Here is a 25,510-nt window from a genome sequence, read left to right as displayed (position 1 = left end):
GGGATGAGGGCGAGTGCCTGCAAAGCCGCGGGGTGCGGCGCGCCGGGTGAGGTGTACTCCGGTCGGGGGCGGGGTCACCCGCGCGGTACCGCGCGCCCCCGGGGCGCCGCCTGCCTCGGCGCCTCGCGAAGCGGGGCCGTCCGATGAGGGGCGGGGCGCTGCTGGTGGTGTGCGCGCTGGGCCCCGAGGTGTGGGCGCTGCGCGGCGGGGACTGGGCCGAGGCACAGAGCGGGCCGCCGGTACTGGCCAGGACCGGGGTGGGACGCACCCGGGCCAGGCGGGTGGCGCGCGAGCTGCTCGCCCGGGACGGGTACGGCGCCCTGGTGGTGGCCGGCTTCGGCGCCGCCGTCGGACCGGGCGTGCGGCCGGCCGATGTGATCGTCGCCGACGCGGTACGCGACCCCGACGGCAACCACTACCCGCTGGACTCCGCCAAGCAGCTCGCCCGCGCCCTGCAGTCCCGCGGCCTCACCAGCCACACCGGGCTGCACCACACCGCCGACCACGTAGTGCGGGGAGCCGAGCGGCGGGCGCTGAACTCCCGGGGCGCACTGGCCGTGGACATGGAGGCGGCCGCGGTCCTGGCCGTCCGCGCCGAGCTGCGCCCCCACCTGCCCGCCGCGGTCCTGCGGGTGGTGGTGGACACCCCGGACCACGAACTGATCCGGCCGGGCACCCTACCGGCCGGGGTGCGGGCCTGGCGGACCCTACGCGCCGCCGTACCGGCTCTCATCGCCTGGCACCGCCAGGCAGCTGTCGCACTCGAAACCCAGCCCTCGACGCTCCCCCAGGAGGCGAGTTAGTCATGGCCATGCCGCTGCGCCAGTCCATCCGCATCAGCACCTACCTCATGCAGCAGAAGCTGAAGCGTCGGGAGAAGTTCCCGCTGATCGTGGAGCTGGAGCCGCTGTTCGCCTGCAACCTCGCCTGCGAGGGCTGCGGGAAGATCCAGCACCCCGCCGGGGTGCTCAAGCAGCGGATGCCGGTGGCGCAGGCGGTCGGGGCGGTGCTGGAGGCGGGGGCGCCGATGGTGTCCATCGCGGGCGGCGAGCCGCTGATGCACCCGCAGATCGACGAGATCGTCCGGCAGCTGATCGCCCGCCGCAAGTACGTGTTCCTGTGCACCAACGCGCTGCTGCTGCGCAAGAAGCTGGACAGGTTCAAGCCCTCGCCGTACTTCACCTTCACCGTGCACATCGACGGACTGCGTGAGCGGCACGACGCCTCGGTGGCCAAGGACGGCACCTTCGACGAGGCGGTGGAGGCGATCAGGGAGGCCAAGCGGCGCGGCTTCCGGGTCACCACCAACAGCACCTTCTTCAACACCGACACCCCGCAGACCGTGATCGAGGTACTGGACTACCTCAACGACGAACTGCGCGTCGACGAGATGATGATCTCCCCGGCCTACGCCTACGAGAAGGCCCCGGACCAGGAGCACTTCCTCGGCGTCGAGCAGACCAGAGAGCTGTTCCGCAAGGCCTTCGCCGGCGGCAACCGGCGCCGCTGGCGGCTCAACCACAGCCCGCTCTTCCTGGACTTCCTGGAGGGGCGGATCGACTTCCAGTGCACCGCCTGGGGCATCCCCAACTACTCGCTCTTCGGCTGGCAGCGCCCCTGCTACCTGATGTCGGACGGATACGTGCCCACCTACCGCGAGCTGATCGAGCAGACCGACTGGAGCAAGTACGGGCGGGGCAAGGACCCGCGCTGCGCGAACTGCATGGCGCACTGCGGGTACGAGCCGACCGCGGTGCTGGCCACCATGGGCTCGCTCAAGGAGTCGCTGCGCGCGGCCCGCGAGACCCTCGGCTCGTCCGGCACCGCGGCACGGTGACGGCATGTCGCTGCTGAGCGGGATCAGGGGACCCGCCGACCTCAGAGCCCTGGAGGCGGCCGAACTCCCGCTGCTGGCCGAGGAGATCAGGGACTTCCTGATCGCCGCGGTGACCAGGACCGGCGGCCACCTCGGCCCCAACCTCGGCGTGGTCGAGCTGACCATCGCGCTCCACCGGGTCTTCGACTCGCCGCACGACCGGATCCTCTGGGACACCGGTCACCAGGCGTATGTGCACAAGCTGCTCACCGGCCGGCAGGACTTCTCCCGGCTGCGCGCCAGGGACGGTCTGTCCGGCTACCCCTCGCGGGCCGAGTCCGAGCACGACCTGATCGAGAACTCGCACGCCTCCACCGCGCTCGGGTACGCCGACGGCCTCGCCAAGGCCGACCAACTGCTCGGCCGCACCGACCGCAGGAACGTCGCGGTGATCGGCGACGGCGCGCTGACCGGCGGCATGGCCTGGGAGGCGCTCAACAACATCGCCGAGGCCCGGGACCGCCCGTTGGTGATCGTGGTCAACGACAACGAGCGCTCCTACGCCCGCACCGTCGGTGGCCTCGCCCACCACCTGGCCACGCTGCGCACCACCCAGGGGTACGAGCGCTTCCTGGCCCTCGGCAAGGAGGCGCTGCAGCGCACCCCGCTGGTCGGGCAGCCGATCTTCGATGCGCTGCACGGCGCCAAGAAGGGCTTCAAGGACGCCTTCGCGCCGCAGGGGCTGTTCGAGGACCTGGGCCTGAAGTACCTGGGACCCATCGACGGGCACGACATCGGCGCCGTCGAGCAGGCACTGCGGCAGGCCAGGAACTTCGGCGGCCCGGTGATCGTGCACTGCCTCACCGTCAAGGGACGTGGCTACCGGCCCGCCGAACTGGACGAGGCGGACCGCTTCCACGCGGTCAACCCGATCGACCCGTACACCTGCCTGCCCGTCGCGTCCTCGGCCGGGATCTCCTGGACCTCCGTCTTCGGCGCGGAGCTGGTCGCGCTCGCCGCCGAGCGGCCCGAGCTGGTCGCGATCACGGCGGCGATGCTCCGGCCGGTCGGGCTGGCCAGGTTCGCGCAGACGTACCCGGAGCGGATCTTCGACGTCGGGATCGCCGAGCAGCACGCGGTGGCCAGCGCCGCCGGGCTGGCCACCGGTGGGCTGCACCCGGTGGTCGCGGTGTACGCCACCTTCCTGAACCGGGCCTTCGACCAGGTGCTGATGGATGTCGCGCTGCACCGGCTCGGGGTGACCTTCGTCCTCGACCGAGCGGGGGTCACCGGGAACGACGGGGCCTCGCACAACGGGGCGTGGGACATGTCCGTGCTGCAGGTGGTACCGGGCCTGCGGCTCGCCGCACCGCGCGACGCCGAGCAACTGCGCGCCCAGCTGCGCGAGGCGGTCGCGGTGGACGACGCGCCGACCGTGCTGCGCTTCCCCAAGGGTGACCTGCACCCAGCCGTCCCGGCCCTGGAACGGATCGGTGGGGTGGACGTACTGCAGCGGACCGGGCCCGAGCCGGAGATCCTGCTGGTCGCCGTCGGCGCGATGGCCCCTGCCTGCCTGGACGCCGCCGCACTGCTCGTCACCGAGGGCTTCACCGCGACGGTGGCGGACCCGCGCTGGGTCAAGCCGGTGGACCCGGTGCTGCTCGAACTCGCCGCCGCGCACCGGCTGGTGGTCACCGTCGAGGACAACGGCCGCTCTGGCGGCGTCGGTTCGGCGATCGCCCAGGCACTGCGCGACGCCGGTGTGGACACCCCGCTGCGCGACCTCGGCATCCCGCAGGAGTTCCTGGCGCACGCCGGGCGCGGCGAACTCCTGGAGGAGATCGGCCTCAGCGGCACCGGGGTGGCCGCGCAGACGGCCGCCTTCGCCAAGCAACTGCTGCGCACCCCGCCGAACCCGCCGATGAGAGGAGCGAACCAGCCCCATGCCGGCTGACCGCCTCGACCTCGCCGCGCTGATCGCCGAGCGCGGCCAGGAACGCTACGAGCTGCACGCCCGCTACCTCAACCCGCAGCTGCCCAGGATGCTGCACACACTCGGCTTCGACCGGTACTACGAGCGCGCCGAGGGGCCGTACTTCTACGACGCCGAGGGCAACGAGTACCTCGACATGCTGGCCGGGTTCGGCATCTTCGCGCTCGGGCGGCACCACCCGGTGGTCAGGGAGGCCGTTCAGCAGGTGATGGACCTGGACCTGCCGGACCTCACCCGCTTCGACTGCTCGCCGCTTCCCGGCCTGCTGGCCGAGCAACTGCTGTCGTTCGCACCGGAGTTGGACCGGGTCTTCTTCGGGAACAGCGGAACCGAGGCGGTGGAGACCGCGCTGAAGTTCGCCCGGTACGCCACCGGGCGACCCCGGGTGCTGTACTGCGAGCACGCCTTCCACGGCCTGACCACCGGATCGCTCTCGGTCAACGGTGAGAGCGGATTCCGCAGGGGCTTCGATCCGCTGCTGCCGGACACCGCGATCCCGCTGGGTGATCTCGGCGCGCTCGCCCGGGAGTTGAAGAAGGGCGATGTCGCGGCGCTGATCGTGGAGCCGATCCAGGGCAAGGGGGTGCACGCCGCTCCGCCCGGCTGGCTGCTCGCCGCCCGGCAACTGCTGCACGAGCACCGGGCGTTGCTGATCTGCGACGAGGTGCAGACCGGCATCGGCCGGACCGGCTCCTTCTTCGCGTACCAGGAGGAGGGGGTCGAGCCGGACCTGGTCTGTGCGGCCAAGGCGCTGTCGGGCGGGTACGTGCCGATCGGGGCGACGCTCGGGAAGGGCTGGATCTTCGAGAAGGTGTACTCCTCGATGGACCGGGTGCTGGTGCACTCCGCCAGCTTCGGCTCCAACGCCCAGGCGATGGCCGCCGCGCTGGCCACCCTCCATGTGATGCGGGAGGAGAAGGTGGTGGAGAACTCCCGGCGGATCGGCGAGCTGTTCCGGGAGCGGCTGGCGGCACTGGTGGACCGCTACGAGCTGCTGGCCGAGGTGCGGGGCCGGGGGCTGATGATCGGGATCGAGTTCGGGCGACCCAGGTCGCTGAAGCTGCGCACCGGCTGGACCGCACTGCAGGCGGCGCGCAAGGGCCTGTTCGCGCAGATGGTGGTGGTACCGCTGCTGCACCGGCACCGCATCCTCACCCAGGTGTCCGGTGACCATCTGGAGGTGATCAAACTGATCCCGCCGCTGATCATCACCGAGCGGGAGGTGGACCGTTTCGTCACGGCGTTCACCGAGGTGATGGACGAGGCGCACCGGGGCAGCGGCCTGATGTGGGACTTCGGACGGACGCTGGTCAAGCAGGCGGTCGGAAACCGGTAGGCCGGGGCGCCGCCCGGCGGGATGCCGGGGGCGCCGGAGGAGCTAGCGGGAGTTGGGGGCGGGGCAGAGGTTGGTCTGGACGGCGGTGAGGATCTTCCCGGCCTTGTCGGGGCCGAAGCCGTCGGGGTGCTTGGGGGAGGTGAAGTGCTGGTTGACCAGGTCGATCAGCTTCGCCCGGTCCTTGGGGAAGTTGTAGATCGCCTGGCACTGGCTCCGGGCGAGCTCCACGGCCTGGTCGGGGTGACCGGCGACGATGTCCGGGTCGATCGCGTCCAGGGCCGCCACCAGCTTCGTCACCACACCGGGGTCCGGCTTGGGCGGCAGGCCCGCGTCGCTGGGCGCGGCGGGCTTGGCCGGGGCGGCGGAGCCGGAGGCCGCATCGGAGCCGGACTGGCCCGGCCGTGCGGACGTACCGGCGGCCGGGGCGGCCGGCGAGGCGGCGGCGGACGAGGAGGCGGCGGGCGCGGCGGTGGTGGACGCGCTGCTGCTGCAGGCGGTCAGTGCGAGGGCCGCGACGGCGAGAGCCGGTGCCAGTGATCGGAGACGCATCGCGTCAGGATGGCATGTGTGCGGCGGAGGTGTGCGGGGTTGTGACGACCTTGTGACCTGCCGAATCAGGGCTGACGCCCGGTCACAGTTCGGTCCTGCGGCGGCGGACCACGACCCAGAGGTCGATCAGCGCGAGCAGGGTGAGGACGCCGCAGCACACGGCGAAGAAGGTGAGCGTGCCACTGCTCGGGGCGGCGGCGGAGGAGGTGTGGGCCGCCCAGAGGGCGAACACGGCGGTGAGCACGGCGAAGAACGGGGTGAAGGTGACGGACAGCAGGAAGCGCAGCTTGAGGTCGCTCCGAGCCGTAGCGGGCTCGGTGCCGCTGCGCCACTGCCGTGGGGTCTTCGCTGGACGCATAGCCGATCGCCTCCACCCCGCTCGGCCGCGGTGGCCGGTCTACGATTCCAGCGTACGTCCGGGGGCCGTGGCGACCGTGGGGAGAACGGCTGTGGACGAGCACGAGGAGCACGTGGGGTACGTCGGGTTGCCGGTGAAGGCGGCGCAGGACCTGGCAGCCGAGCGGGGCTGGGACGTCGTCCGGGTGCTGGCGCCCGGTGATCTGATCACCCTGGAGTACCGCGAGGGCAGGCTCAACCTCGCCGTCCGGGACGGGGTGGTCGAGCGCTGCTGGGCGGGCTGAGGGCCGGCCCGCGGCCGGGCGGGCGCCTGTGGTGTGCGCCGGGGCCTGGCGGAGCCGTCTGATCAGCCGCGAGTGCCCGGGGCGCGGCCTAGCGCGATCCGCGCCAGAGGGCGGTGATGCGTTCGTCGATCGTTGCGATCAAGGGCTCGAAGAGGGGCATCGAGAGCAGGACCAGAGCGCCCGCGGCCCAGCCGGCCAGGACGTCGGAGAACCAGTGGGTGCCCAGGTAGACCGTGGTGAGCCCGATCGAGACGGCGGTGAACGAGGCCAGCAGGATGCCGGTGCGGCGCCAGCGTTCGGCGAGGTAGGCGAGTACACCCCAGGTCACCACGGCGTTGGCGGTGTGCCCGGAGGGGAAGATGGTGCCGCCGGCGAACAGCTCGGGCGAGCCCAGGTAGTGCGCGTAGTGCGGGCCGAGCCGGCCGGTGACGATCTTCACACCGCCGACCGTGATGTTGAGCAGCAGCAGTGCCACCCCCATCGCCAGCAGCGGCCGTACGGTCTTGTGCCGGAAGCAGCGCCAGCCCAGCCAGGCGCAGGCGATGATCGCGGAGGGGCCGCGCTGCCCCGCGATGATCCAGACGTTCAGCAGCGGCTGGACCTCGGGCCAGCGCTTGTAGGGTCTGAGCTGCTTGAGCGCCCAGTCGAGATCGACCAGCTTGGTGTTCAGCACCACGGCGATCACGACCAGCAGGTACGCCAGGCCGGTGAGACCGAAGACGATCGCGTGGCGGCGGCTCATCGGTAGCCACCCTGCCTCGGCGGATCCCCCGTCCACGGCGGGGTCGGTCCGGTGGCCGGACGGTTCGACATGAGCTTGCACGGCTTCGACATTACCCGCTCCACCTGGGCACTCTTGCCCAGTGCCAGCGGTCGTCACCTCGCAGTGACCACTCACTCCCGGCGCACTCCCGTGCGCTGGTGGGGAAGGTTCGAAGGCGGTGAGGCGCCCGTCCTCGCGGGGTGGGGGCCTGCGCGGACGGGCGCCGCTCTGAGGGCGGTGCCGAGTGGATCAGCAGGTCAGGCGTAGTGGTCCCGGGCCTGTGCCCGACTGCCGTGACCGGCCCTCGTGCCGTCGAACGAGCCGATCCCGGAGGGGATCCGGCGGGCGGTCCGGTGTCGGCGGGGTGGCCGGCCGGGAGGGAAGGACCAGCGCGGTCCTCCGCGGGCGGCCGGTGACCGCTGCCGAGAATGTCACCGAACCGTAGCCATTCCGTCGGCTACCGCGCGGCCGGACCGACAGCGCTCGCTCCGTCCAGCACCAGCCGGAGGCCGGCCGAGGTGGAGAGTGCCGCGGTCTTCACGTGGATCACGCCGCCACGGTCGTCCGCGTCGTACCACCAGCCCTGGCCGGCCCGGTCGAAGGCGGCCCGGTCTGCCAGTTCGGGCAGGGCCCGCCCGCCCAGTGCGACCCGGCTCGGCGCGGTGCCGCTGTGTACGGTGAACAGGTACGGCCGGGCGCTCTGCTTGCCGGTGAAGGTCCCGACACTGGGCGAGACGTCGATGCGGACCCGCCCCCGCCCGGCACTCGGAGCGTCCACCCGGGCGGTCTGGATGGCGTAGCCGCCGTCGCGGTACTGGCGGGTGACCCCGTCGTCCTCGTACAGGCTGAAGCCGCTGTGTCCCTGCGGGTAGACGTCCCAGGCGAGCGGGGAGTCGGCGGTGCGGTCCCGGTAGGAGCTGATGCCCGGCCACATCGGCACCGTGGCACCGGCCTTGACGAACAGCGGCAGGGTGTCCAGCGGCGCGTGGTACCCGTTGACCGTGGTCGGGCCCTGGTACGTGCGGCCGGTCCAGTAGTCGATCCAGGTGCCCTCGGGCAGGTAGATGCCGTCGCGCACCGAGGTGTCGGAGTAGACCGGGGCCACCAGGAAGTCCTGGCCGCTGAGGAACTCGTACTTGACCGCGTCGGTGGCCGTGACCGGGTCGTCAGGGTACTCCAGGGCCAGCGGACGGACCGGGCCGACACCGGTGCGGTGGGCCTGGGCCGCGTAGCTGTACATGTAGGGCAGCAGCGACTCCTTGAGCTTGAGGTACTTGCGGTTGATGGAGGTGTACGGCTCGCCGTAGCGGTAGGGCTGCTTGTCGCTGGGCGCCCAGCCGTCCATCGACATGACGGCGGGCAGGAAGGACTTCCACTGCAGGTCGCGGCTGTAGGTCTGCGGGCTGCCGCCGAAGATGCCGTCCACGTCGCCCGTGTTGTAGGCCATCCCGGACATGGTGGAGCCGGCGTACGTGGGGATCTGCCAGCGGATGTAGTCCCAACTGCCGGACTGGTCGCCGCTCCACTGCACTCCGCAGCGCTGGGCGCCGGACCAGCTCTCGGGCGCCCAGGTGAAGCCGCGGGCGTCGCTGTTGTCCTCGATGCCGCGGTAGGCGTCCTTGCAGCCGTCGAGCGCGAACTTGTAGCCGTCGCCGACCCAGGCGACGTCCAGTTTGGCCACCCGCTGACCGGACTTGACCTGGTCGGCGAGCTGGCTGAGGCCGTTCTCGGTCCACAGGCCGAGCTGCATCCCGCGTTGCCGCAGGCCCTCGGCGGTCTGGGCGAGGTTCTCGTATCCGCAGCCGTAGCCGTCGTTGACCAGCATCCAGCCGTTCGGCACGTCGTTCTTGCGGTAGTCGTCCGCGATCTTCAGTGCGTCCAGGGTGTGTCGCTCACCCCGGTTGGCGTTGTGCAGATAGCAGTCCGAATCGCCCATCTCCAGGCCGTAGATGGGCGGAAGAAACGGTTTTCCGGTCAGTGAGGTGTACTGGCCGATCACGTCCTTGGGGCCGGGCCCGGCGAAGTAGTAGGCGTCGAAGCGGAGTTCCTGCTCGGTGGTGGTGACCGGGTCGGTGAAGGCGTACGTGCCGGGGGCGTAGGTGTTGCGGTAGACGCCGTACCCGGCCGAAGAGAGGTAGAACGGCACGGAGTTGGGGTGCCCGCCCTCGTCCCAGTCGTAGTCCACGCCGATCTGGACGGTCCTGTCGCGGTGGGAGAAGGAGCCGTTCTGCTCACCGCCGCCGAAGAACTGCTCGTTCGCGCCCCGGGCCAGGGCCTGGGTGGTCGTCTTGCCGTCCCAGGAGATCGGCCGGGTCTCCTCCCAGACCTTCGTGCCGTCGGCCCGGTAGAGCGCGAAGCGCAGTGCCGACTTGTAGACGCGCAGGGTGACCTTGCCGGTGGACAGCTCGTAACGGTCGCCCCGGTCACGCCACTTGGTGGCGGGCGGGGCGCCCTGCGGCAGGACGACGTCGGCGCCGACCGGGTCGGTGAACGAGCCGTCGGGAGCGAGCTCGATCCGGAAGACCTGGTCGGTGACGAAGCTGACCCGGGCCCTGGCGCTGCCCGCGGAGAAGGTGTAGACGGCGCCCCTCGCGGTGAATCCGGTGACGGCGCCGGCCGATCCGGCCACCGCGGCGGCCGGCGCTGCGGCGAGGGCCGGGGTGAGGGCCGGGGTGAGGGCACCGCCACCGAGGGAGAGCAGGGCGGCCAGGGCGAGAGCGACGGTCCGTGACCGCGGGGAGTGTTGCAAAGTTCTGCGCATATGAGCTCCTCATCATGCAAGAACAAACACTGATGAGCAGGTATAGCGCACAGCCCCCCGCTTGACCACACCGCCGGGCGGTCGGAAAAACACACAGGCCCCCGCATCTGCGGGGGCCTGTGAAGGGCTGGAGATCTCAGGGCACCAGGCGTTCGACCGCGGCGGCGCCGTACTTCTCCAGGTCCTGCCGGGCCTTCTCGATGAGCTCCGGGGTGGGGGTGCGGCCCGAGGCCATGACCAGGTCCTCCGGGTCCACCGGGTGCTCGGCACCCGTGTGGAGCAGGCGGTCCGGCGTCGGGCGGAACTCGCTGTCGGTGGGCTCGTTCGTCATCTGGTGCCTCCCGGGGAGTGCGGGCTTCTGAGACCCGAGTCTCCTCCCACCTGGGCCCGCGCGCATCGCGGGCGGGCCCAGGGCCTGTCCGGCGGATCCCTGCGGACCGAAAGAGACCCGCCGGACGGGCCCTGGCGCGGTGCGGCGGTCAGTCGAGCGGGCCGCCGGCCACGTAGATGACCTGGCCGGAGACGAAGCCGGCCGCCTCGCCCGCCAGGAAGGAGATGGTGTTGGCGACGTCCTCGGGCACGCCGACCCGGTTCACCGGGATCTGGGTGGCGGCGGCCTGCTTGAAGGCCTCGAACTCCATGCCGACCCGGGCCGCGGTGGCGGCCGTCATGTCGGTCGCGATGAAGCCGGGCGCCACCGCGTTGGCGGTGACGCCGAACTTGCCCAGCTCGATCGCCAGGGTCTTGGTGAAGCCCTGCAGGCCGGCCTTGGCGGCGGAGTAGTTGGCCTGCCCGCGGTTGCCCTGCGCCGAGGAGGAGGAGAGGTTGACGATCCGGCCGAAGCCGGCGTCCACCATGTGCTTCTGGCAGGCCCGGGTCATCAGGAAGGCCCCCTTGAGGTGGACGTCCATCACGGTGTCCCAGTCCGACTCGGACATCTTGAACAGCAGGTTGTCGCGGAGCACCCCGGCGTTGTTGACCAGGACCACCGGAGCGCCCAGCTCGGCGGTGATCGTCGCCACGGCCGCCTCCACCTGCTGCGCGTCCGAGACGTCCGCCCCCACTGCCAGGGCCCTGCCGCCCGCGGCGATGATCCGCTCGACGGTGTCCTTGCCCGCCGAGGCATCCAGGTCCACGACGGCCACCGCGTAGCCGTCGGCGGCCAGCCGCTCGGCGGTCGCGGCGCCGATGCCGCGGGCCGCGCCGGTGACGACCGCGACCCGGGGGGTGCTGCTCTGCTCGGTCATGCTCGTACTCGTCTCTCTCGGTGGGGTGACGGACATGGCCGCTGCCGAGCGCGGCCCTGCCCCGATGGGTGGTCAGGAGGACGCTGAGGCGGACACCCTACCGGCGGGTAGTCCCCGGGGCCAGAGTGCAGAGTCGCAGGTGACGGAGGGTGAGGGCATCCGGTGAAGATCAATCATCCAAACCGGTAGTTGTGCCCACGACATGCTGCGGAAATATGCCAACTTCGACGAACATGCGTCTACTCTTGGCCCCTGCCTGCCGGTGCGGGCCTACCGTTTGTATAGTGTGCGCCAGCAGCCACCGGCTGCACGGCTGGCGCGCCTACCCTCACAGCGGGACGCTCACTCGCCGTTACTGCCCCGCCCGGGTGTCCCACACACACCGGGTGTGACATCGGGACGGATTTCATGGTGCTGGGGGAGATCCCGACGACCCGTGTGCCCGCGCGACTTCAGCAGTCGCCCGGTCACCTCATCCGCGTGGCCCAGCAGGTGCACACCCGCCTGTGGTCCGAGTACGTCGGTACCGAGCTCACGGCTCCGCAGTTCGCGGTGCTGCTCGTGCTGGCCCTCGAACCGGGAGCCGACCAGCGCACGGTCGGTGAGCGGGCCTCGCTCGACAAGGCGACGATGGCGGAGATGGTCGCCCGCCTGGTCCGGCGCGGTCTGGTGCTGCGCCGCCGTGACCCCGCCGACGGCCGTCGCAAGCTGCTCGCGCTCTCGCAGAGCGGTGCGCAGGCGGTGCGCGAGGCCACCGGCGGAGTGGTCCGCGTGCAGCGGACCCTCTTCGAGCCGCTGAGCGCCGAGGAGCAGGTCGAGATCGTCCGGGTGATGGCGAAGATAGCCCGTCTGGAGCCGGCCGCGGTGGCCGTCATGACGGACGCCCGGCCGATGCTGGACGCCCAGCGGGCGATCGGCTACCTGATCCGGGTCAGCCAGCAGGTGCACACCAAGCTCTGGACCGAGAAGGTCGGCGCGGAGCTGACGGCGCCTCAGTACGCGGTGCTGGACGCCCTGGAGACCGAGCCAGGTGCCGACCAGCGCACGGTCGGCGAGCTGGCCTCGCTGGACAAGGCCACCATGGCCGAGATGGTCAGCCGGCTGGTCCGGCGCGGTCTGGTGCTGCGCCGCCGCGACCCCTCGGACGGTCGCCGCAACCTGCTCTCGCTCTCGCCGGCCGGGCAGGACCTGCTGCACCGCTCGGCGGCTGCGGTGCGGGAGGTGCAGGAACTCCTGCTCGCCCCGCTGGAGCCGGAGGAGCACGAGAGCGCGCTGGCGCTGATCGCAAAGGCCGCCAGGCTGTAACGATCCGTCGGGCACTTCCTCGAAGTAACGATTTGCCACCGCGTCGAACGGCCCCGATCACCGGGTGCGTCCGGGCACGGCGGCGTGACGAGCGGCCGGTCGCCTCCGATCCGGGGGCAGCGACCGGCCGCTCGTCTTCCCGTCACCGCCGGCGGCGGACCGCTCGGGCGGTCAGCTCCAGTCGAACTCCTGCGGGTCCGGGCCGAGGCGCTTGCCCGTGGCCACACCGGCGATCGCGCTCAGGTCCTCGGCGTCCAGCTCGAAGCCGAGGACGTCGATGTTCTCCCTGATCCGGGACGGGGTGACCGACTTCGGGATCGCGATGATCCCGCTCTGCAGGTGCCAGCGCAGCACCACCTGGGCCACCGTGCGGCCGTGCTTCTCGGCGATCTTGACCAGCTCGGGCTCGGTGAGCAGCTCCTTGCCCTGGCCCAGCGGGCTCCAGGCCTCGGTCGCGATGCCGTGCGCGGCGTGGTACTCGCGCAGTTCGTGCTGCGGGAAGTGCGGGTGCAGCTCGACCTGGTTGAGCACCGGCACGATCGAGCTCTCCTGGCGCAGCGCGTCAAGCTGCTGCGGGCCGAAGTTGGAGACGCCGACCGCCTTGACCCGGCCCTCGGCGTACAGCTTCTCGAAGGCCTTCCAGATGTTGAGGAAGGTGCCGTGCATCGGGCGCGGCCAGTGGATCAGGTAGAGGTCGATGTAGTCCAGGCCGAGCTTGGCCAGCGACTCGTCGAAGGCGTGCAGCACGGCGTCCTGGCCCTGGAGGCCCGACCAGTCCCGGGTGCCGGAGTTCCACAGCTTGGTGGTGATGAACAGTTCCTCGCGCGGCACACCGGCCGCCGCGATCGCCTGGCCGGTGCCGGCCTCGTTCTCGTAGATGGCGGCGGTGTCGATGCTGCGGTAGCCGGCCTCGATGGCGGTGCGGACGGCGGTCGCCGCTTCGGCGTCCGGTACCTGCCAGACGCCGAAGCCGAGCTGCGGGATCCGGACGCCGTTGTTCAGAGTGACGCTGGGGATGGTGCTCACTGAAAGGGGTGCCCTCCGGTCAGTCGGATAGTGCCGCTGGGAAGCAACCCTGGGCGGGGTCGGTATGTTCCCGATCTGCCAAGAATTCACCGAAATTGATGTACCTCGACGCCAAATGACGTTCCGCGGCCCTGCGTTGAGCGGCCGATGCGGGAAAACCTGTTGCGTACGTCACAGTGCGGGCGGCACTCTCGGTGCCCATGACGTCCTGATGACCCGCACCCCCGCCGTCACCTCGTCCCGCCCGGCCTGCGGATCGCGCCGGGCGACCCGCCGCGCCCAGGACCTGGGCCGCGTGCCTGAGCATCCTGCCCGCACCACCCCCGCAACGGAGCGTCATGCCGCTCAAGCCCCTACCCATGCCGGATCCGGGCGTCCCCGACCTGGGTTCACCACGCGCCTTCCTGCGCTGGCTGCGCCGCAGCCAGCGGCGCGGCCAACTGCTCGCCACCGCCTGGGGCGTACTGGAACTCGCCTGCCAGGCGGCCCTTCCGCTGGCGCTCGGCCTCGGCATCCAGGCCGCCGTGGCCGGCGACACCGCCGGGATCTGGCGGACCGGCGCCCTCGCCCTGCTGCTCGCCGCGCTCCAGGCCTTCGGCGCCGTCCAGTTGCACCGGCAGGCGGTGTGGAACTGGATCACCGCCGCCTCCCAGCTGCGCCAGCTGGTGGCCCGGCAGGCATCCGGGCTCGGCGCCGGGCTGTCCCGGCGGATCGCCACCGGCGAGATCGTCGCGGTCAGCAGCAGCGACGTGGAGCGGATCGGCTGGTACGTCGAACTGCTCGCCAGGGTGCGGGCCGCCGTCCTGGTCTGGCTCGGCCTCGGCACGATCGTGCTGGTCCGCCGGCCGCTGCTCGGCCTCGCGGTCCTGCTCGGCGTGCCCGTCCTCGCGGCCTCCGTGTGGCCGCTGCTCGCCCCGCTGGAGCGCCGCTACAGCACCCAGCGCGCCTTCGCGGGCAAGGCCACCGAGCTGACCGCCGACACCGTCGCCGGACTGCGGGTGCTGCGCGGCATCGGCGGCGAGGAGCTCTTCCTGGATCGCTACCGGGCGGCCTCGCAACAGGTCCGCGGCGCCGCCGTCCGTACGGCCAGGATCTGGTCGCTGATGCAGGCCCAGCAGGTGCTGCTGCCCGGCCTGTTCGTGGTCGCCACCACCTGGTACGGCGCCGAACTGGTGATCCGCGGGCAGATCGGCATCGGCGAACTGGTCGCCGTGTACGGGGCGACGGCCTTCCTCTCCTCGCCGCTGCGGATCCTCGGCGAGGCCGCGCACGCCTGGAGCGTCGCCCGGGTCGCGGCCGGGCGGGCGGTCCGACTGCTGGCGCTGAACCGGACGGCGGACGGCGAGGCCCTCACCGCCCGGCTCACCCGTTCCGAGCGCGCCGACCTGCACGACCCGCTCACCGGGCTGACCGCCCGCGCCGGGCGGATCACCGCCGTGGTCTGCGGCGATCCGGACGTCGCCGGCCACCTGGCCGGACGGCTCGGCGGGCATCTGCCGCTGGCCGAGGGCGAGCAGCCCGAGCCCTCGGTACGGCTCGGCGGCACCCCGCTGGACGAGGTGCCGCTGGCCGAGGTGCGGGCCGCCGTACTGGTCCAGGACAAGGACCCGGTGCTGCTCTCCGGCACCCTGGCCGAGCTGTTCGACGTCCCCGGCACCGGGCGCATCGCCCCCGAGCGGGCGTTGGCCGCCGTCCGCGCCGGGGACGTGCTGGACGCCCTGGTCGACGGCTCGCCCGAGTGCCAGGGCGACCCGATGCTGGCCCGGATCACCGAGAAGGGGCGCTCGCTCTCCGGCGGCCAGCGCCAACGCCTCGCGCTGGCACGCTCGTTGGCGGCCGACCCGGCCGTGCTGGTGCTGGACGAGCCCACCAGCGCGGTGGACGCCCACACCGAGTCCAGGATCGCCACCGGGCTGCGCGAGGTGCGCGAGGGCCGCACCACCGTGCTGTTCGCGACCAGCCCGCTGCTGCTCGACCGGGCCGACACCGTCCTGCTGGTCCACCAGGGCCGGGTCGCCGCCAGCGGCACCCACCGAGAACTGCTGCACGGCTGCCCCGAGTACCGGGCGATCGTCACCCGCGACGAAGGGGCGGCCAGCGCCGGCAGGAGAACCGCGCAGGACGGTCCGTCCGCATCCGCGCCCGCCGAGGAGAAGGTATGAAGCCCCCGGAAGTACGGCAGCACGGGCCGGCCGCCATGCTGCCGGTGGCCTCCCCGGCCGCCGTCCGCGCCTACGTCCGGCTGCTGGCCCGCCGGCACCGCGCCGGCTTCGCCGCCGTGATCGCACTCAACGCCACCGCCACCGTCGCCGGACTGGCCGGCCCCTGGGTGCTCGGCTCGCTGGTGCAGGAGCTCAGCGCGGGGACGACCGGGAGCCGGATCCTCACCGCGATCGGGTGGTACCTGCTCGCGCTGTTCGTCCAGAGCGGCTTCATCGGCTGGTCCCGACTGCGCGGCAGCATGCTCGGCGAGCGGATGCTGGCCGACCTGCGCGAGGACTTCCTGGTGCGCTCGGTCGCCCTGCCGCCCGGCGTGCTGGAACGCGCCGGGACGGGCGACCTGGTCTCCCGCGGCACCACCGACATCGACCGGCTCGCCAAGTCGGTCCGCGAGGCGGTGCCCGAACTCGCCGTCGCCCTGGTCTCCGTGGTCCTGGTGCTCGGCGCCCTGCTGCTCACCTCGCCGCTGCTCGCGATCACCGCGGTGATCGGACTGCCACTGCTGCTGGCCACCTCCCGCTGGTACTTCCGGCGCGCCCCACAGTCCTACCGCAGCGAGTCGGCCGGGTACGCGGCGGTCAACACCGTGTTGGCCGAGACGGTGGACGCCGGGCGCACGGTCGAGGCGCTCCGGCTGGGTGAGCGGCGGGTCGAGCTGACGGATCGTCGGATCGGCGAGTGGCTGGCCTGGGAACGGTACACCCTGTGGCTGCGCACCGTGTGGTTCCCGAGCGTGGACGCCACCTACGCGCTGGCGGTGCTGGCCACCCTCACCCTGGGAGGCCTCTACGCGACCCGGGGCTGGATCGGCATCGGCCAGTTGACCGCCGGGGTGCTCTACGCCCAGGCGCTGACCCACCCGGTCGACCTGATCCTGCGCTGGTACGACGAACTCCAGGTCGGCCAGGCCTCGTTGGCCCGGCTGGTCGGGGTCCGCGAGGTGGTGGACCCGGAGACGGACGAGACCGTGCGTCCGGCGGGCCGCGAGGTCTCGGCGAGCGAGGTGGCCTTCGGCTACCGCGACGGCGTCGATGTGCTGCACGGCATCAGCCTGGACGTCGCGCCCGGCAGCCGGGTCGCGCTGGTCGGGCCGTCGGGGGCGGGAAAGTCCACGCTGGGGCGGCTGTTGGCGGGGATCTACGCCCCGGGCCGGGGGAGCGTCACGCTGGGCGGTGCCCCGCTGGCGCGGATGCCCGCCGAGCGGATCCGGGCGCAGGTCGCACTGGTCAACCAGGAGCACCATGTGTTCGTCGGCACCCTGCGGGACAACCTGCGGCTGGCCCGGCCCGGCGCCGATGACGTCGAACTGCGCGCGGCGCTCGCGGCGGTGGACGCCGGGGAGTGGGTGGCGGCGCTGCCGGACGGCCTGGACACCGAGGTCGGTTCGGGCGGGACGGTGCTGACGCCGCCGCAGGCCCAGCAGTTGGCGCTGGCCAGGCTAGTGCTGGCGGACCCGCACACCCTGGTGTTGGACGAGGCGACCTCGCTGCTGGACCCGCGGGCGGCCCGGCACCTGGAGCGTTCGCTCTCACGGGTGCTGGAGGGGCGTACGGTGATCGCCATCGCGCACCGGTTGCACACGGCGCACGACGCGGATGTGATCGCGGTGGTGGAGCAAGGGCGGATCAGCGAGTACGGGAGCCATCCGGAGCTGGTGGCGGCGGGCGGGGCGTACGCGGCGCTCTGGCGCTCCTGGCGCGACGAGGGGTAGCGGGCCCGACGGACAGGCCGGCCCGGGCACCGGGGGCGCACCGCTGTAGCGCCCCCTGGTGCCGGATTCACCCCTCCGGGGCTGCCGCCGGTTGGGTGTACGGGGTGGGCCAGGCGGGGTACCGGGGGCGGCGCGCGGTGCGGGGGCGGAACGGCCGCGGCGCAGACTGCCTCTGTGGCCAAGACTTCAGGCGGTTCCCGGTCCGGCGGCAGGGGCGGAAGCGAGATCGCGGGTGCTCTGACCGGGGCGGTCGGAGTGATCGTGTTCCTGGCGCTCCGGCGGCTGCTCGCGGGCCCTGAGCCGGCACGGATCCGGTTCCGGGTGTCCACCGCGACCGCGCCGCTCGGGGCCGTCCTGCCGGCGGCCCCGGTCGCGGCTGTCCGGCCCGGCCGGCCGGTCAAGAGCCGGCGCGGCAGCTAGTCCTCCCGAGCCCCGGGAGGGTTCCGCACCATGAGTACCGCAGGTTTCGCCCCGCTGATCGAACTGGCCGGCGTCAACAAGTACTTCGGCCGTTTGCAGGTGCTGTACGACATCAACCTCACCGTCGGGCGCGGTGAGGTGGTCGTGGTGATCGGCCCGTCCGGATCAGGCAAGTCCACACTCTGCCGGACGATCAACCGGCTGGAGACGGTCGAGTCGGGGACCATCACCATCGATGGCGTCCCGCTGCCCGAGGAGGGCAAGGGCCTGGCCGGGCTGCGGGCCGAGGTCGGGATGGTCTTCCAGTCGTTCAACCTCTTCGCCCACAAGACCGTGCTGCAGAACGTCACCCTGGCTCAGCTGCAGGTCCGCAAGCGGACCGGGTCCCAGGCCGAACGGAAGGCCCGTGACCTGCTGGAGCGGGTGGGGCTGGCCGCGCACGCCGACAAGTACCCGGCGCAGCTGTCCGGCGGCCAGCAGCAGCGGGTGGCGATCGCCCGGGCGCTGGCGATGGACCCGAAGGCGCTGCTGTTCGACGAGCCGACCTCGGCCCTCGACCCCGAGATGATCAATGAGGTGCTCGACGTGATGCGGGGCCTGGCGCGCGAGGGCATGACGATGCTGGTCGTCACCCACGAGATGGGCTTCGCGCGGGCCTCGGCCAACCGGCTGGTGTTCATGGCGGACGGGCGGATCCTGGAGGACCGCCCGCCGGAGGAGTTCTTCAGCGCGCCGAACACCGAACGGGCCAGGGACTTCCTCTCCAAGATCCTGAACCACTGAGGGGCGGCCAGGTGAAGCGTCTCCCCGTCCTCGTGCTGCTCTGTGCGCTGCTCACAGCCTGCGGCAAACCCGGCACCCCGCCGCCGAAGGGGCCGCAGGCGAGCGCGCTGCCCGGCTACCCGGTGCAGAACGCCGCCGCAGTCCAGGGCTCGCCCACCTTGGACCGGGCACGTGCGCGGGGCAGGTTGGTGGTCGGCGCCAAGGAGGACCAGCCGTACCTGGGTTGGAGGGACCCGGCGACCGGCCAGTACTCCGGCTTCGACATCGAGATCGCCAAGATGGTCGGCGCCGACCTCGGGTTCGGCGTCGGGCAGATCGAGTTCCGGACCATCGCCTCGGCCAACCGTGAGACCGCGCTGCAGAACGGCCAGGTCGACTACTACGTCGGCACCTACACCATCAACGCCAACCGCAAGAAGCTGGTGGGCTTCGCCGGGCCGTACTTCATCGCAGGGCAGAGCCTGCTGGTCCGGAGGAACGGGCACAGCATCCACGGCCCGCAGGACCTGGCCGGCAAGAAGGTCTGCTCGGCCGCTGGTTCCACGCCGTACCAGCGGATCCGGCAGGACTACCCGAAGGCGCACCTGGTCGGGTACGACACCTACTCGGCCTGCGTCGACAACCTGATCACCGCCCAGGTGGACGCGGTGACCACGGACAACGCCATCCTGCAGGGGTACGCGGCCAAGGCCCCGGACGAGCTGAAGCTCGCCGGGAAGCCGTTCTCCACCGAGCCGTACGGCATCGGCGTGCCCAAGGACGACCGGGTGCTGCGGCTGGCCATCGACGACGCGCTGGTGCGGAACATGCGGAACGGCAACTGGAAGAAGGCGTACGACGCCACCCTCGGCCTGTCCGGGGTGCCCGCGCCGGCTCCGCCGCTGATCGACCGGTACTGAGAGAGGCCCGAGTTGGTATGACAGTCCTGACCGCCAATCTCCCGACCTACTGGAACGGCTTCCTCGGCACGCTCGAACTCACGGTGTTCAGCGGGGTGTTGGCGCTACTGCTCGGGGTGCTGATGGCCGCCTTCCGGGTCTCGCCGGTGCGGCCGCTGCGGGCGTTCGGCACCGGCTGGGTGACCGTGCTACGCAACACCCCGCTGACGCTGCTGTTCTTCGTGGTGGTGCTGGGGTTGCCGAGGTTCGACATCGTGCTGCCGTTCTTCGTCTTCGCGGTGCTGGCGCTCGGCTGCTACACCTCGGCCTTCGTCTGCGAGGCGCTGCGCTCGGGCATCAACACCGTGCCGCCAGGCCAGGGGGAGGCGGCACGGAGTCTGGGGATGACCTTCGGCCAGACGCTGGGCCTGGTGGTGATGCCGCAGGCGTACCGCTCGGTGGTGGCACCGATCGGCAGTGTGATGATCGCGATGGTGAAGAACAGCGCGATCGCCGGCTCGTTCAGCGTGACCGAACTGCTCGGCACCTACCGCACCCTCAACGAGCTCGGCTACAGCATCATCTGGGCCTTCGTCTGGATCGCGGCCGGCTATCTGATCATCAGCCTGGCGATCAGTGCGCTCTTCAACCTCCTCGAACGACGGGTGGCGGCCTCCCGATGACCAGCGGCTCCGCGCTCTACGACATCCCCGGCCCCAGGGCACTGGCCCGGCACCGGTTCTACGGCGGTGTTGCGGTGCTGCTGATCGCCGCGCTGATCGGCTGGGTGGTGTACATGCTGTTCCACACCCACCAGTTCACCTACCGGAAGTGGATGCCGTTCGAGTACCGGGGCGTCCAGGACCTGCTGTTGCGCGGGCTCGGCAACACCCTGACCGCATTCGGCTGGACGGTGCTCCTCGCCCTGCCCTTCGGCGCGCTGTTCGCCGCCGGACGGCTCTCCGACCACCGCCCCGTCCGCCTGCTCGCCACAGTGGTGGTGGAGTTCTTCCGGGCCATGCCGCTGCTGGTGATGATCTTCTTCATCTTCGTCGCGCTGAAGGTGCAGCCGCTGTGGGCACTGGTCGCCGGGCTGACCCTGTACAACGGCTCGGTCCTCGCCGAGGTCCTCCGCGCCGGCGTGCTCGCCGTGCCCAGGGGCCAGCGCGAGGCGGCGTTCGCACTCGGGATGCGCAAGACCCAGGTGATGGCGTACGTACTGGTGCCGCAGGCCAACCGGGCCATGCTGCCGACCATCATCAGCCAGTTGGTGGTGGCGCTCAAGGACACCTCGCTCGGCTTCCTGATCACCTTCGAGGAGTTCCTGCACGCCGGGAAGCTGATCGCCACCAACCTCGACTACGACCTCCCGTTCATCCCGGTGGTGATGGTCATCGCACCCGTCTACATCGGGATGTGCCTGCTGCTCTCCTGGCTGGCCCGGTGGGCCGAGAGGCGCACCCGGCGCAGCCCCAAGGTCAAGGGCGGCGCCCCGATCGCAGCGGCGGGTGTGGTGACGGGCCTGCCTCCGGAGGCGCGGCAGTAGCCCTGCGATGCCCGAATACCAAAGCGAAGACTGGGGTATTGCGGATGGGACTCCAAAATCTGCTTATGATTCAGGAGTGTTCGACTCACGGCACATCAGGACGTTCCACGAGGTCGTCAGCACCGGTTCCTACTCGGCCGCCGCTCGGGCCCTCGGCTATACCCAACCCGCCATCACCCAGCAGATGAAGGCGCTGGAGCGCGACGTCGGCGTACCGCTGTTCACCCGCGCCGGGCGCGGACTGCGACTCACCGAGGCCGGCGAGGCCCTGTCCCGGCACGCCCGGACCATCCTCGCCAGCATGGAGGCCGCCCAGCAGCAGCTCGGCGCACTCGCCCGGCTGCGCGCCGGCCGGGTTCGGGTCTGCGCCTTCCCCAGCGCCAACGCCACCCTGATCCCCGAGGCGATGGCCCGGCTGCTCGCCGGGCACCCCGGGGTCCGGGTCGAGCTGCTGGAGGCCGAGCCGCCCGACTCCGTCCAGCGGCTGCTGCGCGGCGAGTGCGACATCGCGCTCTCCTTCACCTACCCGGGCGTGCGCGCCGAGACCCCGCCCGAACTGGTCGAAGTCCCCCTGATGGAAGATCAGTTGACCGTGCTGCTGCCGGTCGGCCACCAGCTCGCCCGGCGGCATGCGGTGCGTCTGGCCGACCTGGAGACCGAGCGGTGGATCGCCGGGTGTCCGCGCTGCCGGGCCAACCTGCTGCACGTCTGCGCCGAGGAGGGCTTCGCCCCCGACGTGGTCTTCAGTACCGACGACAACCTCGCGGTGCAGAGCCTGGTCGCGGCCGGAGTCGGCATAGCCCTGATGCCCGCGCTGGTGCTCTCCTTCATGTGTCACCGCAAGGTCACCGGCCGACTGGTCGAACCGCACCTTCGCCGCAAGGTCTGCGCGTACGTGTTGCGCGAGCACCAGCGGATACCGGCCACCGCGCTGGTGCTGGACGAGCTGCGCCGGGCGGGGGCCGCTCGGGTCGGGTGCTGAGGCGGCACCCGGCGGGAGGCGGCCGAGGGCGGCGACCCATAAGCTAGAGTTGGCATACAGTCAAAAGACTGTCGTTGGACGTAATGGCTTGATCAGCCGACGCTCCAGATATGAACACTTCCGCCACCGTTACCGCCGACCGGTGTACGGAGCGTATGCACCGCCTGATCGGCGGGCTGCGCGAGGTCGTCGACCGCGGCCTTCCTCCGGACCTGACCGCCTACCTGGTCGGCGAGCAACTCGCACCACACCTCGGCGCAGCCGACCTGCTCACCGCCGACCAGCAGCTGGGCGATCCGGACCGCTACCGCCAGCACCTGATCCACGCCGAGTCCGACGGCAGCTTCTCCCTGGTCGCCCTGGTCTGGCTGCCGGGACAGCACACCTCCATCCACGACCACGTCTCCTGGTGCGCCACCGGCGTCCACCAGGGCACGGAGAGCGAACGCCGGTACCGGCTGGTCCCCGACGGTCGCGCCGCCCGGCTGATCGCCACCGAGGACGTCACCAACCCGGTCGGCGCCGTCTGCGGCTTCGCCCCGCCCGGCGACATCCACCGGGTGCAGAACTGCGGCAGCGACACCGCGATCTCCCTGCACGTCTACGGCGCGGACATCTCCAGGATCGGCAGCAGCGTCCGCCGGGTCTACCGGCTGCCTTCCGACGAGCGGTGAGCGGGCCCGTGACGCTGACCGTCGATACCGCCGGACGACCCACCACGCCCCCCGTCCTCGGGCCGGCGTCCCGGCGCAACGGCCCGGGACTGGCGCTCGCCGCACTCGGCGTGGCCGCCGCCTGGGCCGTGCACCAGCTGATACCCGCCGTTCCGCGGCTGACCGCGGCCGTGGTGCTCGGCGTCGCGGTCGCGCATGTGCCGTGGCTGCGCCCGCTGGTCAAGGGTGCGGCCAGGCCCGGACTCTCGCTCGCCGGAAAGCGGTTGATGCGGGCCGGGATCGTACTGCTCGGCCTCAAACTCAGCCTCGGCGACGTGCTCGGCCTCGGCTGGGCCACGGTCGCGATGGTGCTGGCCGTGGTCGTCGCGACCTTCTTCGGCACCCTCTGGCTCGGCCGCAGGCTCGGCCTGCGCGGCGACCAGCCGCTGCTGATCGCCACCGGCTATTCGATCTGCGGCGCCTCCGCGATCGGCGCCGTGAGTCAGGTCGCCGAGAGCGACGAGGAGGACGTCGCCACTTCGGTGGCGCTGGTCACCCTCTGCGGAACGCTGGCGATCGCGGTACTCCCGCTGCTGCAGCACCCGTTGGGGCTCGGCGGCGCCGAGTTCGGACGCTGGGTCGGGGCGAGCGTGCACGACGTCGGGCAGGTGGTCGCGACCGCGCAGACCGGTGGGGCGGACGCGCTGCGCGAGGCCGTACTGGTCAAGCTGATGCGGGTGGTGCTGCTGGCGCCGCTGACGGCGGGCGTGGCGGTGGCACTGATCAGGCGGCGTCCGGAGGGGAACGCCGCGGGGGAGAGCGGAGGGAAACGGCCGCCGCTGGTGCCGCTGTTCGTACTCGGCTTCCTCGCCATGATCGTGCTGCGTTCGGTGGTGACCGTCCCGGCGGAGGTGCTGACGCTCGCCGGCGACGGACAGGAACTTCTGCTGGCGGCAGCCCTGTTCGGTCTCGGCAGCGCCGTCCACCTGCCCACCCTGGCCCGCACCGGCGGGCGGGTCGCGGCACTCGGACTGGCCTCCTGGGTGGTGGTCGCCGGCGTCTCCTACGCGGGCGTGCTGCTGACCACCTGAGCGGATGCCGCGCAGCACTCGAGCGGATGCCGCTCGCCAGCCCGGCGGGTTTGTGGCGGGCATCTGTGGCAGGGCCGTTGGGAACCGGGCTGACGTAAAGTGGTCCGGTACCGCTGGCCGCACACGATGAGGACCACGATGGCCGTACTGCCCGACCGGAACGGACTGGACACCCCTGTCACGCTCGACCGGCATGAGGGTCCGTACGGCGAGGTGGTGCTGCGGCAGCGAGGCGAACACTTCGAGATCATCGCCAACGGGTGCTTCCTGATGGACACCGCCGATGGGCGTTCCGAGCGGCTGCTGGTCCAGGCGGCCCTGGACCAGCTCGGCTCGGTCGAGAGCCCCTCGGTGCTGATCGGCGGCCTGGGTGTGGGCTTCTCACTCGCGCACGCCGCCGCCGAGCCCCGCTGGGGCCGGATCGCGGTCGCCGAGCGGGAGGGTGCCATCATCGACTGGCACCGCTCCGGCCCGCTGGCCGCGTTCTCCGCGCACGCTCTGGAAGACGACCCGCGGGTCACGGTGCTCCACACCGACCTGGTCGAGTTCCTGCGCGCCGAGGGCGAGTTGTACGACGCGCTCTGCCTGGACATCGACAACGGCCCGGACTGGACGGTCACCGACTCCAACCTCGGCCTCTACGGACCTGCCGGACTGGCCGCCGCCCAGCGGCGGTTGACGCCCGGTGGGGTGCTGGCGGTGTGGAGCGCGCAGCCGTCCGCCGCCTTCGAGGAGGCGCTGCGAGCGGCGGGCTTCGCCGATGTGCACACGGTGGAGATCCCGGTGCTGCGGGGCGTGCCCGATGTCGTCCACCTCGCGCGGCGGAGCTGACACGTCGCAGGGGTGCGGCAACTACTCGGCTCCGCAGGTAGTTGACGGTCAGTCGGCTGAGGGCTGCCGGTAGCGCCGACACGGACGGACAGCGAACAGGGCGGCCGGGCGGACCCGAGTGTGTGGGTCCGTCCGGCCGCTTCGGGCTTTCGGGTGAGCTCTTTGACGTCCCGGCTTCCGCCGTTGCCGCCGGTCCTTTGACGCCGGTTCTCCGGCTCAGCCGAAGGGATTGTTGGCAGGCGGTTCCGGGGTCGCCGGGGCGGCGGGTGCCGCGGCCGGGGCGGAGGCGGCGGCAAAGGGGTTGAAGTCCGGCGGGGGAACGTTGACCGGAGTTCCCTTGGTCGGCGGGGCCTGCTCCTCCGCGGCGGCCGGTGCGTCGGTGGACGGCGCCGGAGGTGCGAACGGGTTGAAGTCCGCCGGGGGTACGGCCACCGGGGTGCCCTTGCCCTTGGGTGGGGCCGGGATCGTCGGCGGGTGCGCCGGCGGCGGGGGAACGGTGAACGACTGCGACTGTGTCGGAGCAGGGGCGGGTGCCGGTGCGGGCGAGGAGCCGGTCATCACCGTGCCGAACGGGTCGGCGGGCTGGTTGTTCATCACCGTGCCGAACGGATCCGCAGCCGGCGCGGGTTGCGGAGCAGCGGCGGCAACTACCGGAGCAGCGGCGGGAGTTGCCGACACGCTGGTCGAGGGAGCTGCGGCCGCGAAGGGGTCGAAGTCGGCTGGGGGTACTGCGACCGGGGTGCCCTTGGTGGAGGCGGGTGCGTCGGTGGTGGTGGCGGCGGGTGCCGGGGGTGCGAAGGGGTCGAAGTCGGCTGGGGGTACTGCGACCGGGGTGCCCTTGGTGGAGGCGGGTGCGTCGGTGGTGGTGGTGGCGGCGGGTGCCGGGGGTGCGAAGGGGTCGAAGTCGGCTGGGGGTACTGCGACCGGGGTGCCCTTGGTGGAGGCGGGTGCGTCGGCG

23 protein-coding genes and 2 pseudogenes are annotated in these 25,510 nt (G+C 71.7%); 17 read left to right on the top strand and 8 right to left on the bottom strand.

All coding sequences use genetic code 11. From position 1 onward, the window contains the following. Nucleotides 1-143 precede the first annotated feature (143 nt). The 4 genes from ABD369_RS09225 to ABD369_RS09210 are packed head-to-tail and all read left to right on the top strand — an operon-like array spanning nucleotide 144 to nucleotide 5,145. Nucleotides 144-803, top strand: coding sequence for a 5'-methylthioadenosine/S-adenosylhomocysteine nucleosidase family protein (locus ABD369_RS09225; RefSeq protein ID WP_344635783.1), 660 nt, complete (start codon nucleotides 144-146; stop codon nucleotides 801-803). A 2-nt stretch (nucleotides 804-805) separates the two neighbouring features. Further along, nucleotides 806-1,837, top strand: coding sequence for an adenosyl-hopene transferase HpnH (hpnH, locus tag ABD369_RS09220; RefSeq protein WP_344635782.1), 1,032 nt, complete (start codon nucleotides 806-808; stop codon nucleotides 1,835-1,837). 4 nt (nucleotides 1,838-1,841) lie between these two features. Continuing rightward, nucleotides 1,842-3,770, top strand: a complete 1,929-nt coding sequence (dxs, locus tag ABD369_RS09215) for a 1-deoxy-D-xylulose-5-phosphate synthase (RefSeq protein ID WP_344635781.1) — start codon at nucleotides 1,842-1,844, stop codon at nucleotides 3,768-3,770. Then, complete coding sequence (locus ABD369_RS09210) at nucleotides 3,760-5,145, top strand: aspartate aminotransferase family protein (protein ID WP_344635780.1); 1,386 nt, start codon at nucleotides 3,760-3,762, stop codon at nucleotides 5,143-5,145. Before dxs ends, ABD369_RS09210 begins: the two co-directional genes overlap by 11 nt. A 42-nt stretch (nucleotides 5,146-5,187) precedes the next feature. Here ABD369_RS09210 and ABD369_RS09205 read toward each other — a convergent pair whose 3' ends face one another. Together ABD369_RS09205 and ABD369_RS09200 are read right to left on the bottom strand one after the other, a co-directional pair. Then, on the bottom strand, nucleotides 5,188-5,694 hold the full coding sequence (locus tag ABD369_RS09205; protein ID WP_344635779.1) for a hypothetical protein: 507 nt from the start codon (nucleotides 5,692-5,694) through the stop codon (nucleotides 5,188-5,190). A gap of 82 nt (nucleotides 5,695-5,776) precedes the next feature. Next, on the bottom strand, nucleotides 5,777-6,052 hold the full coding sequence (locus ABD369_RS09200; protein ID WP_344635778.1) for a DUF6343 family protein: 276 nt from the start codon (nucleotides 6,050-6,052) through the stop codon (nucleotides 5,777-5,779). Between the two features lie 91 nt (nucleotides 6,053-6,143). Here ABD369_RS09200 and ABD369_RS09195 point away from each other — a divergent pair, with 91 nt between their 5' ends. Beyond that, nucleotides 6,144-6,335: an I78 family peptidase inhibitor gene (locus ABD369_RS09195; RefSeq protein ID WP_344635777.1), complete on the top strand. Its 192-nt coding sequence runs from the start codon at nucleotides 6,144-6,146 to the stop codon at nucleotides 6,333-6,335. Between the two features lie 88 nt (nucleotides 6,336-6,423). On the opposite strand, the gene ABD369_RS09190 is transcribed toward ABD369_RS09195, so the two are convergent. From ABD369_RS09190 to fabG, 4 genes and pseudogenes are all read right to left on the bottom strand, one after another. Further along, entirely contained in the window at nucleotides 6,424-7,077 is a 654-nt protein-coding gene (locus tag ABD369_RS09190; RefSeq protein ID WP_344635776.1) for a phosphatase PAP2 family protein, read from the bottom strand. Nucleotides 7,078-7,570: 493 nt separating this feature from the next. After that, nucleotides 7,571-9,847: pseudogene (locus ABD369_RS09185) on the bottom strand (glycoside hydrolase family 31 protein); the annotation flags it as partial. A 148-nt stretch (nucleotides 9,848-9,995) separates the two neighbouring features. Continuing rightward, complete coding sequence (locus ABD369_RS09180) at nucleotides 9,996-10,190, bottom strand: hypothetical protein (RefSeq protein ID WP_344635775.1); 195 nt, start codon at nucleotides 10,188-10,190, stop codon at nucleotides 9,996-9,998. A gap of 148 nt (nucleotides 10,191-10,338) precedes the next feature. Then, on the bottom strand, nucleotides 10,339-11,142 hold the full coding sequence (gene fabG, locus ABD369_RS09175) for a 3-oxoacyl-ACP reductase FabG (RefSeq protein WP_425557564.1): 804 nt from the start codon (nucleotides 11,140-11,142) through the stop codon (nucleotides 10,339-10,341). Nucleotides 11,143-11,586: 444 nt separating this feature from the next. Here fabG and ABD369_RS09170 point away from each other — a divergent pair, with 444 nt between their 5' ends. Further along, nucleotides 11,587-12,411, top strand: a complete 825-nt coding sequence (locus tag ABD369_RS09170; RefSeq protein ID WP_344635773.1) for a MarR family winged helix-turn-helix transcriptional regulator — start codon at nucleotides 11,587-11,589, stop codon at nucleotides 12,409-12,411. Between the two features lie 171 nt (nucleotides 12,412-12,582). Here the strand turns inward: ABD369_RS09170 and ABD369_RS09165 are convergent, their stop codons facing one another. Next, nucleotides 12,583-13,437, bottom strand: a complete 855-nt coding sequence (locus ABD369_RS09165; RefSeq protein WP_344635772.1) for an aldo/keto reductase — start codon at nucleotides 13,435-13,437, stop codon at nucleotides 12,583-12,585. 338 nt (nucleotides 13,438-13,775) lie between these two features. Here ABD369_RS09165 and ABD369_RS09160 point away from each other — a divergent pair, with 338 nt between their 5' ends. From ABD369_RS09160 to ABD369_RS09110, 11 genes are all read left to right on the top strand, one after another. After that, the gene (locus tag ABD369_RS09160) at nucleotides 13,776-15,599 is read left to right on the top strand and encodes an ABC transporter transmembrane domain-containing protein (RefSeq protein ID WP_344635771.1); all 1,824 of its coding nucleotides are present in this window, start codon (nucleotides 13,776-13,778) and stop codon (nucleotides 15,597-15,599) included. Next, the gene (locus ABD369_RS09155; protein ID WP_344635770.1) at nucleotides 15,596-17,368 is read left to right on the top strand and encodes an ABC transporter ATP-binding protein; all 1,773 of its coding nucleotides are present in this window, start codon (nucleotides 15,596-15,598) and stop codon (nucleotides 17,366-17,368) included. Before ABD369_RS09160 ends, ABD369_RS09155 begins: the two co-directional genes overlap by 4 nt. A gap of 174 nt (nucleotides 17,369-17,542) precedes the next feature. Further along, nucleotides 17,543-17,788 carry a hypothetical protein gene (locus ABD369_RS09150; protein ID WP_344635769.1) on the top strand — a complete coding sequence of 82 codons (246 nt, stop codon included), beginning with the start codon at nucleotides 17,543-17,545 and terminating at the stop codon, nucleotides 17,786-17,788. A gap of 30 nt (nucleotides 17,789-17,818) precedes the next feature. Beyond that, nucleotides 17,819-18,571: an amino acid ABC transporter ATP-binding protein gene (locus tag ABD369_RS09145; RefSeq protein ID WP_344635768.1), complete on the top strand. Its 753-nt coding sequence runs from the start codon at nucleotides 17,819-17,821 to the stop codon at nucleotides 18,569-18,571. Between the two features lie 11 nt (nucleotides 18,572-18,582). Beyond that, nucleotides 18,583-19,470 (top strand): glutamate ABC transporter substrate-binding protein, encoded by an 888-nt coding sequence (locus ABD369_RS09140; protein WP_344635767.1) that lies wholly within the window; start codon nucleotides 18,583-18,585, stop codon nucleotides 19,468-19,470. Nucleotides 19,471-19,487: 17 nt separating this feature from the next. Further along, nucleotides 19,488-20,132, top strand: coding sequence for an amino acid ABC transporter permease (locus ABD369_RS09135; RefSeq protein ID WP_344635766.1), 645 nt, complete (start codon nucleotides 19,488-19,490; stop codon nucleotides 20,130-20,132). After that, nucleotides 20,129-20,995 carry an amino acid ABC transporter permease gene (locus tag ABD369_RS09130; protein ID WP_344635765.1) on the top strand — a complete coding sequence of 289 codons (867 nt, stop codon included), beginning with the start codon at nucleotides 20,129-20,131 and terminating at the stop codon, nucleotides 20,993-20,995. Before ABD369_RS09135 ends, ABD369_RS09130 begins: the two co-directional genes overlap by 4 nt. Before the next feature lie 76 nt (nucleotides 20,996-21,071). Next, nucleotides 21,072-21,977: a LysR family transcriptional regulator gene (locus tag ABD369_RS09125; protein ID WP_344635764.1), complete on the top strand. Its 906-nt coding sequence runs from the start codon at nucleotides 21,072-21,074 to the stop codon at nucleotides 21,975-21,977. A 155-nt stretch (nucleotides 21,978-22,132) separates the two neighbouring features. Continuing rightward, entirely contained in the window at nucleotides 22,133-22,651 is a 519-nt protein-coding gene (locus ABD369_RS09120) for a cysteine dioxygenase family protein (protein WP_344635763.1), read from the top strand. 8 nt (nucleotides 22,652-22,659) lie between these two features. Continuing rightward, nucleotides 22,660-23,721, top strand: a complete 1,062-nt coding sequence (locus ABD369_RS09115) for a YeiH family protein (protein ID WP_344635762.1) — start codon at nucleotides 22,660-22,662, stop codon at nucleotides 23,719-23,721. Between the two features lie 138 nt (nucleotides 23,722-23,859). Next, nucleotides 23,860-24,552, top strand: coding sequence for a spermidine synthase family protein (locus ABD369_RS09110; RefSeq protein ID WP_344635761.1), 693 nt, complete (start codon nucleotides 23,860-23,862; stop codon nucleotides 24,550-24,552). A 216-nt stretch (nucleotides 24,553-24,768) separates the two neighbouring features. Here the strand turns inward: ABD369_RS09110 and ABD369_RS09105 are convergent. Further along, a pseudogene (locus ABD369_RS09105) lies at nucleotides 24,769-25,510 on the bottom strand (hypothetical protein); the annotation flags it as partial.

Origin of the sequence: Kitasatospora cystarginea (genome assembly GCF_039533515.1) — a bacterium.
GTDB classification, from domain to species: domain Bacteria; phylum Actinomycetota; class Actinomycetes; order Streptomycetales; family Streptomycetaceae; genus Kitasatospora; species Kitasatospora cystarginea.
This window is presented reverse-complemented; position numbering and strand designations above follow the sequence as displayed.